Raw genomic sequence first — 8,485 nt, forward strand, 5'->3', positions numbered from 1 at the left:
TGTGCCGGGACTCGTCGGACTGCACCGAGTGGAAGACGGTCGGCAGCAGGTAGTCGCCGTTGGCCGCGGCCTCCGCCGGCATGGCCACGAACAGCGTGTTGGTGAACGCGGTCTCGGCGACGATCGTCAGGTAGATGCTCGCGGCGGTGATGGCGTCACCGGTGATGAAGCCTTCCGCGAACTGGCGGCCGATCGTGCCGCAGTAGTCGTTCTGGAAGTTGCGCAGGCTCGAGTTGAAGCCGGCCGGGTCGATGTAGTTGTTCATGTACAGGCGCTTGAGGTTCTGCTGGATCGTCGAGTGCCGGACCTCGTCGATCATCTGGATCGCCTGGCCGTTGTGCAGCTCGGGGTTCGGCACGGTGCGGAACAGCAGCGGCATCGCGCGCGCCGCGGAGATCTCCGGCAGCGGGATGATGCTCAGGAACAACTTCTGCCACTCCAGCCAGCGTTCCTGGACCTGGCGGAACATGTTGCCGCGGATCGCGCCGTCCTCGGCGCCGTACACGCGGTGGTCCTTCTCCTCCTGCATCGGGAAATAGGACCGCAGGACCTGCTTGAGCGGATCCTTCTTCTTCGCCTTGCGGAACGTGTAGTCCGTCCCGTACTGCGACACCGGCTCGTGGTAGGCCGGTTCCCAGGACAGTTCCTGGATCTTCTGGTGGGCTCTCGCCACACTTTGGCGGCTCATGATCACTCCTAGGTGGGCACAAGTCCTACACCGTCTATTGGAGGCCGGGCGCCCGCGCGTGCGGGTCTCAATATGAGACAGGCGGTTCAGGTTCGCCGAAGACGGATCGGCGCAGCTCGGCGAGGTGGTCGTGCACCGCGGCCTTCTGCCGGGCGTCGCCCTCGGCCTCCGGCGTGATGCCGAGGGCGCGCAGCAGTTCCGCCGCCGGGTCGCCCGGGTGCCCGTCCCCGAGGGTGGGGTGCAGGCCCTGGTCGACGAGGTGGTGGAACACGACGTTCACGACCGTCCACGGGTTGTACGTTTCCTCGGGCATGCACCCATCCCACGCCCGGCCGGCACGGGGGCGTGTCTCAATTTGAGACGCGGTGCGACCGGCCGGGCGGCTACCTTGTGACCCAGGACACAACGGCGGTGTCCGGACTACCCTGTGCGGGGCAGCGGCAGGAGGTCAGAGTGGACCACGACCGGGGCGGCGCGGTGCTCGACGACGTCAAGCTGGCGCGCACCCGGTTGCGGTTCCTGACGGCCGAAGCGGTCGAGCCTGGCCAGGTCCGCGAGGCGATCCTCGCGTCCTGGTGGCGCTCCCGCGAGTTCCAGGTGCCCGCGGACCGCATCGACCTGCCCTACAGCGGCGACCAGAACCTGGACACGCCGCTGATCCGCGGCGCGCAACCGGTGCTGGAACGGCTGGGCGACCAGCTCGACGGCCAGCCGATCAGCATGATCCTCACCGACCAGTCCGGCGTCGTGCTCACGCAGCGCACCGGCGACCACGACCTGCACCGGCACCTGCAGAGCGTGGAGCTGGCGCCCGGGTTCAGCTACGGCGAGAAGTTCGTCGGCACCAACGGGATCGGCACCGCGCTCGCCGACGGGCGGCCGACGCAGGTGTTCGGGCACGAGCACTACGCGGAGAACCTGGAGAACCTGGCGTGCGCGGGCGTGCCGATCCAGCACCCGATCTCCGGCAAGACGATCGGCGCCGTGGACCTGACCTGCTGGCGCAAGGACGCCGGCGGGCTGCTCGTCGCGCTCGCCAGGTCGACCGCCGAGCAGATCCGGCAGGCGCTGCTCACCCACAGCACCATGCGCGAGCTGGTGCTGTTCCAGACCTACCTGCAGGCCTGCCGCCGCACCACCGGGATCGTGATCGCGTTCAACGACGACGTGGTGATGATGAACGACGCCGCCCGCCAGCTCCTCGACCCGGCCGACCAGTCGCTCGTGCTCGGGCACGCCAAGCAGGCGCTGTCCGCGGCCCGGCGCGCCACCGAGACGATCGTGCTGTCCAGCGGCGGCAAGGTGCGGATGTACTGCCGTCGCGTGGCGGGCGAGCGGACCGGCGAGATCGCCGGCGGGGTGCTGTCGGTGCAGCTGGTCGACACCGACGACGGGGGCGCGGGCGTCACGCTGCCCGCCGTGCCGATGTTCCTGCCCGGCGTGGCCGGGTCGGCGCCGACGTGGTCGCGCAGCTGCCACGCCGTCGACAGCAGCTTCGTCCGCGGCGAGTGGCTGGTGCTGGCAGGCGAGCCCGGGGTCGGGAAGCACACGCTGGCGCAGGGCGTGCACCGGCGGCGCAACCCGGCCGGGCGGCTGCACACGCTCGACGCGGCCGAAGCCGGACCGGGCTGGGCCGGGGACGTGCGGCACGAGCTGCTCGACGACCCGGTGGACACGCTGGTGATCCGGCATGCCGACCGGCTGGGCGACGAGGACGTGCGAGCGCTGGTCGCCGCGCTGCGGCAGGTGCCGCGGCCGGACGGGCCGTGGGTGGCGCTGACGCTGACGCCGGAGGCCGAGAGCAGCCCGCGGCTGGCGGAGCTGCTCGCGTTCTTCCCGCGGACGGTCGGGGTGCCGTCGCTGCGGCGGCACGTGGAGGACCTGGCCGAGCTGGTGCCGCTGTTCCTCAGCAAGCTGTCGCACGGCGGGCAGATCACGTGCTCACCGGAGGCGATGCACCTGTTGATGCGGGCCTCGTGGCCGGGCAACACGGCGCAGCTGCACCAGGTGCTGCGGGAAATCACCCAGCGGCGCCGCACGGGAACCATCCGGCCGAACGATCTGCCGGCCGAGTACCACACCATCGCCCGGCGCCCGCTGAACCGTTTCGAGGCCGTCGAACGCGACGCGATCGTGCGCAGCCTGGAGGACGCGGGCGGCAACAAGGCCCGCGCGGCGCAACTGCTGGGCATCTCCCGCGCGACGATCTACCGGAAGATCCACGAGTACGGGATCGTCACGCCGGTGCACTGACGCCGGCGCGGTGGGTTTGCCGTTCTGGGCGGTGTGTTTGCTGTCTGGGTGGTGTGTTGGCGTTCCGGGTGCGGGCCAGCCACCCGGCACCAAGGCGCCCACTCCGGGCGCCTTGTTCACCACGCAGCCGTGTTCTCTCCCCAGGCGACGTCACGCGGTGCGCAGGCTCCGCGCCCACTCGGCGAGATCCGTGACCGTCCAATCCGGACTCGCGTGTGCGGGCAGCGGGCGGCGGCCGTCGCGGGTGACGAAGGCCGTGCGCATTCCCGCGGCCTGCGCGCCGGCGATGTCCCAGTCGTGCGCGGCGACCATCACCGGCGGCTCGCCGGCGTGTTCGACCAGCGCGTAGGCCGCCGGGGACGGCTTGAGCGCGCCCGCCGCCTCGGCCGAGTAGATCGCGTCGAAACCGAGGTCCGCGAGTTGCGCCTCGATCACCGCCTGCGGCGAGTTCCCCAGCGCCACCAGCCGGTGCCCCTGGTCGCGCAGCTCGGCCAGCGCGGGCTCCACATCGGGGTGCGGCGGCAGGGATCGCAGCGTCGCGGCCAGCCGTGGCACGTCCGCGTCGGGCGCGACGGCCCGCGCGCAGGCTCCGGCGAGCTGCGCGAAGTCCTGGTACCGGCCGCTCGCGGTGACCACCAGCGCGGTGTGGATGAGCAGGTCGAACCACCGCGTGCGAACCTCCTCGCCGCCGAGGACGTCGTCCAGCGGCGCGAGGTCGAGCAGGGTTTCGTTGATGTCGAAGACCATGAGCATGACCGGCAAGGTACTATCACCTTCGTACCTACGACAAGGGGACGCGATGGACCTCGATCTCGGCACCGTGCTGTCGGCGCTGGCCGACCGGCACCGGCGCGGGGTGGTCGTCGACCTGCTGGACCGGCCGGACGGCGAGCACGCGTGCGCCTCGTTCGACCTGCCCGTCGCCAAGTCGACCCGCACCCACCACTGGCGGGTGCTGCGGCAGGCCGGGCTCATCCACCAGCGCGACGCGGGCAACGGCAGCTTCGTGCGCCTGCGCCGGGACGAGATCCACCAGCGGTTCCCCGGCCTGCTGGACTCCATCCGGCAAGCCCACCACGACGAAAGGCGATCCGAGTGACCTCCTCCACCGCCGACCTGGTCGACGAGCACGGCGACAAGCTCCGGGTGTGCGACACGCAGTTCCGCCAGTTCGGCGGGCAGCGGGTGTTCTCCGGCCGGGTCCGGACCGTCTCGTGCTACCAGGACAACGGCCTGGTCAAACAGGTGCTCGCCACGCCGGGCGAGGGCGCGGTGCTGGTGGTCGACGGGCGCGGCTCGCTGCACACCGCGCTCACCGGCGACCTCATCGCGGGCTCGGCGGTGGAGAACGGCTGGGCCGGCCTGGTGATCAACGGCGCGGTGCGGGACAGCGCGGTGCTCGCCGGGCTGCCGATCGGCATCAAGGCCCTGGGCACCAACCCGCGCAAGAGCAGCAAGGCGGGCAACGGCGCGGTCGACGTGCCGGTCGGCTTCGGCGGGGTCACCTTCCACCCCGGCGACATGCTCTACGCCGACGACGACGGCATCGTGCTGCTGGAGAGCTGAGCGTGGGGGCGGGCCGGCCGGCCCGCCCCTCTGGCTCAACGACCGGCGGACACCAGCGCCCGCTCGGTCAGCACCCGCGCCAGGTGCTGCCGGTACTCGGCCGTCGCGTGGGCCTCGTCGGCCGGGGAGGTGCCCTCCGCGGCCAGCGCGGCGGCCTCGGCGGCGGACGCGCCGTCGGCCAGGGCCGCCTCGGTCGCCGTGGCGCGCAGCGGGGTGCCGCCCATGTTGATCAGCGACACGGCGCTCCCGGCGACGACGACCCCGACGATCGCCCAGTCGATCGACCGCCGCGTGAACTTCTCGAACGCCCACCCGGCGCCGTCCTGCACCGGGATCCGCACCTCGGTCAGCAGCTCCTCCGGCGCGAGCGGCGTCTCGAACGGCCCCTGGAAGAACTCGGCCGCCGGAATCCGCCGCTCGCCGTCCGGGCCGCGCGCGACCAGCACCCCGTCCACGGCGAGGACCGCCGCGGGCAGGTCGGCCGCCGGGTCGGCGTGGACCAGCGAGCCGCCGATCGTGCCGCGGTGGCGCACCTGCTGGTCCCCCACCTCGCCCGCGACGTGCGCGAGCAGCGGCGCGTGCTCGGCCAGCACCGGGTCGTGGTGCAGGTCGTGGTAGCGCGACATGGCGCCGATCGCGATCTCGCCGCCCTCGGCCCGCACGTACCGCAGCTCGTCGAGCGGGCCGATGTCGACGACCACCTCGGGCGCGGCGAAGCGCAGTTTCATCAGCGGCAGCAGGGACTGCCCGCCCGCCAGCAGCTTGGCGTCGTCACCGTGCTCGGCGACCACCGCGAGCGCTTCGTCCACAGAGGACACCCGCCGGTAGGTGAACTGGGCCGGGATCACCGCTGGACCTCCTGCCCGGACGCGTTCATCACCGCGTTGACGATGTTGTGGTAACCCGTGCAGCGGCACAGGTTCCCCTCCAGCCCCGCACGCACCTCCTGGCGCGTCGGCTTCGGGTTGTGGTCCAGCAGCGACACCGACGCCATGATCATTCCGGGCGTGCAGAACCCGCACTGCAGGCCGTGTTCCTCGCGGAACGCGCGCTGCACCGGGTGCAGGTCGCCGCCGTCGCCGTGCAGGCCCTCCAGCGTGGTGACCGAGTGCCCGTCGGCCTGCGCGGCCAGCACGGTGCACGACTTCACGGACTCGCCGTCGAGCAGCACCGTGCACGCGCCGCAGGAGGTGGTGTCGCATCCGATGTTCGTCGCCGTCAGGCCGGCCTGCTCGCGCACGAAGTGGACCAAGAGGGTGCGGTCCTCGACCTCCTCGGAGACCGTCGTGCCGTTGATCTCGATCGAGACCTTCACTTCAGTTCGCCTTCCTCGCGTCGGTGAGAGCCTGCCAGACCCGCAGCGGGGTGGTGGGCATGTCGAGATGGCGCACGCCCAGGTGGGACAGCGCGTCGACCACCGCGTTGTGCACCGCGGGGGTCGCGCCGATCGTCGCGGCTTCGCCGATCCCCTTGACGCCCAGCAGGTTCCGCGTCGTGGGCGTCTCGGAATCGACCAGCTCGAAGTCGGGCAGCTCGGTCGCGGTGATGAACGAGTAGTCGGCCAGCGTGGCGGTGGTCGGGTTGCCGTCGGCGTCGTAGTTCATGACCTCCAGCAGCGCCTGCGCCGCGCCCTGGCCGAGCCCGCCGTGCCGCTGACCCTGGAAGGCGAGCGGGTTGACGATCGGGCCCGCGTCGTCGCACGCGATGATGCGCTTCAGCTCGACCTTCCCGGTGAGCGTGTCGACCTCGACGACGGCGAGGTGCGCGCCGAACGGGAACGTCGGGGTGCCGTCGCCGAACCACACGTCGGCGGTCAGGTCGGCCTGCTCGGCCACCTGCGCCCAGGTCACCGAACCGCTCGCGGGCGCGCCGCGCACCTGGAAGGCGCCGTCGGCGAGCTCGATGTCGTCCGGGCTGGCCTCCAGCCGGTCGGCCGCGAGCGCGCGGGCCTGCTCGATGACCTGGTCGGCGGCCTGGCGCAGCGCGGATCCGCCCAGCTGCAGCGATCGCGACCCGAAGGTGCCGATGGCCCGCGGCACCTCGTCGGTGTCGCCGTGCCGGATGCTGATCTTCTCGATGGGCACGCCGAGCTGGTCGGACAGCAGCATCGCCAGCGTGGTGTCCAGGCCCTGTCCGTGCGGCGAGGCGCCGGTCCACGCGGTGACCGAGCCGTCCGGGTTGATGTGCACCTTGCCCGCCTCGCCCGCCCGGTCGTTGCCGGTGACCTCGACGTAGGCGGACAGGCCGAGCCCGAGCACGACCGGGTCACCCGCCTCGCGGCGGCGGGCCTGCTCGGCGCGCAGCTGCTCGTACCCGCCGGCTTCGAGGACCTTGTCCAGGACCTTCGCGTACTCGCCGGTGTCGTAGTTCGCGCCGGTCGGCGACTGGTACGGGAACTCGTCCGGGCGGATGAAGTTCACCCGGCGCACCTCCGCCGGGTCCATGCCGATCTCGGCGGCGAACAGGTCCATGGCGCGCTCGATGGCGGCCGCCGCCTCGGGCCGCCCGGCGCCGCGGTACGCCGCGATCGGCGTGGTGTTGGTGACGACGGCCCGGCTGCCCGTCTCCACCTTCGGGAAGTGGTAGACGCCGGTGCCCATCAGCTCGGTCAGCGTGGGCAGGAACATCGTGCGCGGGTAGGCGCCCGCGTCCTGCACGACCTCCAGCCGGAACGCGAGCACGGTGCCGTCGCGGCGGCCACCGATGGTGACGGTGTTCTGCTGCGCCCGGCCGTGCGTCATCGCGACCAGGTTCTCGCTGCGGGTCTCCACCCAGCGGATCGGGCGGCCGGCCCGCTTCGAGGCCCAGCCCAGCACGACGGACTCGGGGTCGGTGCCGATCTTCGCGCCGAACCCGCCGCCGACGTCCGGCGTGATGACCCGGACGTTCGCCGACTCGGCGCCGAGGCCCTTCGCGACGGTGGAACGGGAGATCTGCGCGTTCTGCGTGGACAGCCACAACGTCAGGCGGCCGTCCTCGCCCCACGCGCAAGCCGCGCCGCGCACCTCCAGCGGCGCCGGGGCGACGCGCTGGTTGAGGATCGTCTCGGTGACCACGACCTCGCACTCGTCGAAGGCCTTGTCGTCGAACTCGCCGCCGGTGGTCTGCAGCAGGTTCGTGCCCTGGTCCGGGAACAGCACGGTCTCGTCGCTGAGCGCGCTGTCGATGCTCGCCACCACGTCCAGCGGGTCGTAGTCGATGTCGACGAGTTCGGCGGCGTCCGCGAGCTGGTAGCGCTCCTCGGTGAGCACGAGCGCGACGGGCTCACCGACGTAGCGGACCACGCCGTCGGCGAGCCACGGTTCCACGACCGGGCCCGCCTTGTGCGGGGCGAGATCGATGTCGGCGGCCGTGTAGACCGCGACGACCCCGGGCGCCTCCAGCGCGGCCGAGGTGTCGATCGAGGCGATGCGGGCGTGCGCGATCGGGCTGCGCACGAACATCGCGTGCACCGCGCCGGTCAGCGCCTCCACCCGTAGATCCTCGACGTAGGTCCCGCCCTGCGTGATCAGCTGCTGGTCCTCGATGCGGACCACCCTGGTGCCGACGATGCTCAAAACTGGCCTCCCACTACGGATACTTCGCGATCATGCCTCCTGGCGCGGCGGAAGTCACCCTCGGGTTCGCCCCGCGGAAGACGGCGCTGGCAGAATTTTGTCGAACACGTGCGGTTCTGCCACTCGTGCCGGGGGCGCGGCTGGAGCACGCTCCAGGTGTGGGAAAGCTGAGCCGAATCTTCGCCGGGCTACGGGAGTTCGCTGCCACGCAGATCGAGCTCACCGAGCGCCGGGACCTGGAAAACCGGCCGTGGGAAGAGGAGTTCCTGCACTGGGCCGCGGACGGGCACCTGCACGGGGCCGTCGTGCCGCCACGCGGGCGCCACAGCACGTCCCGCTCCGGCTGGTGCCCCGGGCTCCACCGCGCTAGTGTCTTGAGTCGTTAATTCGGTGCCAGGCTAGGTTGTGGTGATGCCGAGTC

Annotated in this window: 10 protein-coding genes; 4 read left to right on the forward strand and 6 right to left on the reverse strand. The window is 71.7% G+C overall.

Annotated elements, in window-relative coordinates; genetic code table 11:
• Both L2C96_RS43720 and L2C96_RS43725 read right to left on the reverse strand, forming a co-directional pair.
• The coding region (locus L2C96_RS43720) for a ferritin family protein (RefSeq protein ID WP_504905511.1) at positions 1–688 on the reverse strand (688 nt) is incomplete at its 3' end.
• A gap of 67 nt (positions 689–755) precedes the next feature.
• Positions 756–1,001, reverse strand: a complete 246-nt coding sequence (locus tag L2C96_RS43725) for a hypothetical protein (protein WP_020422711.1) — start codon at positions 999–1,001, stop codon at positions 756–758.
• Positions 1,002–1,141: 140 nt separating this feature from the next.
• Between L2C96_RS43725 and L2C96_RS43730 the strand changes: the two genes are divergently transcribed.
• Positions 1,142–2,941, forward strand: a complete 1,800-nt coding sequence (locus L2C96_RS43730) for a sigma-54-dependent Fis family transcriptional regulator (protein ID WP_237340274.1) — start codon at positions 1,142–1,144, stop codon at positions 2,939–2,941.
• Between the two features lie 150 nt (positions 2,942–3,091).
• Here L2C96_RS43730 and L2C96_RS43735 read toward each other — a convergent pair whose 3' ends face one another.
• Complete coding sequence (locus L2C96_RS43735; protein ID WP_020422713.1) at positions 3,092–3,694, reverse strand: HAD family hydrolase; 603 nt, start codon at positions 3,692–3,694, stop codon at positions 3,092–3,094.
• Between the two features lie 46 nt (positions 3,695–3,740).
• Between L2C96_RS43735 and L2C96_RS43740 the strand changes: the two genes are divergently transcribed.
• Both L2C96_RS43740 and rraA read left to right on the forward strand, forming a co-directional pair.
• Complete coding sequence (locus L2C96_RS43740; protein WP_237340275.1) at positions 3,741–4,040, forward strand: ArsR/SmtB family transcription factor; 300 nt, start codon at positions 3,741–3,743, stop codon at positions 4,038–4,040.
• On the forward strand, positions 4,037–4,507 hold the full coding sequence (gene rraA, locus L2C96_RS43745) for a ribonuclease E activity regulator RraA (protein ID WP_020422715.1): 471 nt from the start codon (positions 4,037–4,039) through the stop codon (positions 4,505–4,507). The genes L2C96_RS43740 and rraA overlap by 4 nt, the downstream gene beginning before the upstream one ends.
• Before the next feature lie 35 nt (positions 4,508–4,542).
• Here the strand turns inward: rraA and L2C96_RS43750 are convergent, their stop codons facing one another.
• The 3 genes from L2C96_RS43750 to L2C96_RS43760 are packed head-to-tail and all read right to left on the reverse strand — an operon-like array spanning position 4,543 to position 8,064.
• Complete coding sequence (locus L2C96_RS43750; protein ID WP_020422716.1) at positions 4,543–5,355, reverse strand: FAD binding domain-containing protein; 813 nt, start codon at positions 5,353–5,355, stop codon at positions 4,543–4,545.
• Complete coding sequence (locus tag L2C96_RS43755; protein ID WP_237340276.1) at positions 5,352–5,822, reverse strand: (2Fe-2S)-binding protein; 471 nt, start codon at positions 5,820–5,822, stop codon at positions 5,352–5,354. The genes L2C96_RS43750 and L2C96_RS43755 overlap by 4 nt, the downstream gene beginning before the upstream one ends.
• Position 5,823: 1 nt before the next feature.
• Positions 5,824–8,064, reverse strand: coding sequence for a xanthine dehydrogenase family protein molybdopterin-binding subunit (locus L2C96_RS43760; RefSeq protein ID WP_237340277.1), 2,241 nt, complete (start codon positions 8,062–8,064; stop codon positions 5,824–5,826).
• Between the two features lie 158 nt (positions 8,065–8,222).
• On the opposite strand from L2C96_RS43760, the gene L2C96_RS43765 reads away from it, so the two are divergent.
• Positions 8,223–8,450: a hypothetical protein gene (locus L2C96_RS43765; RefSeq protein ID WP_237340278.1), complete on the forward strand. Its 228-nt coding sequence runs from the start codon at positions 8,223–8,225 to the stop codon at positions 8,448–8,450.
• Positions 8,451–8,485 lie beyond the last annotated feature (35 nt).

This window comes from Amycolatopsis tucumanensis, from assembly GCF_021654135.1.
Taxonomy (GTDB): Bacteria; Actinomycetota; Actinomycetes; order Mycobacteriales; family Pseudonocardiaceae; genus Amycolatopsis_E; species Amycolatopsis_E tucumanensis.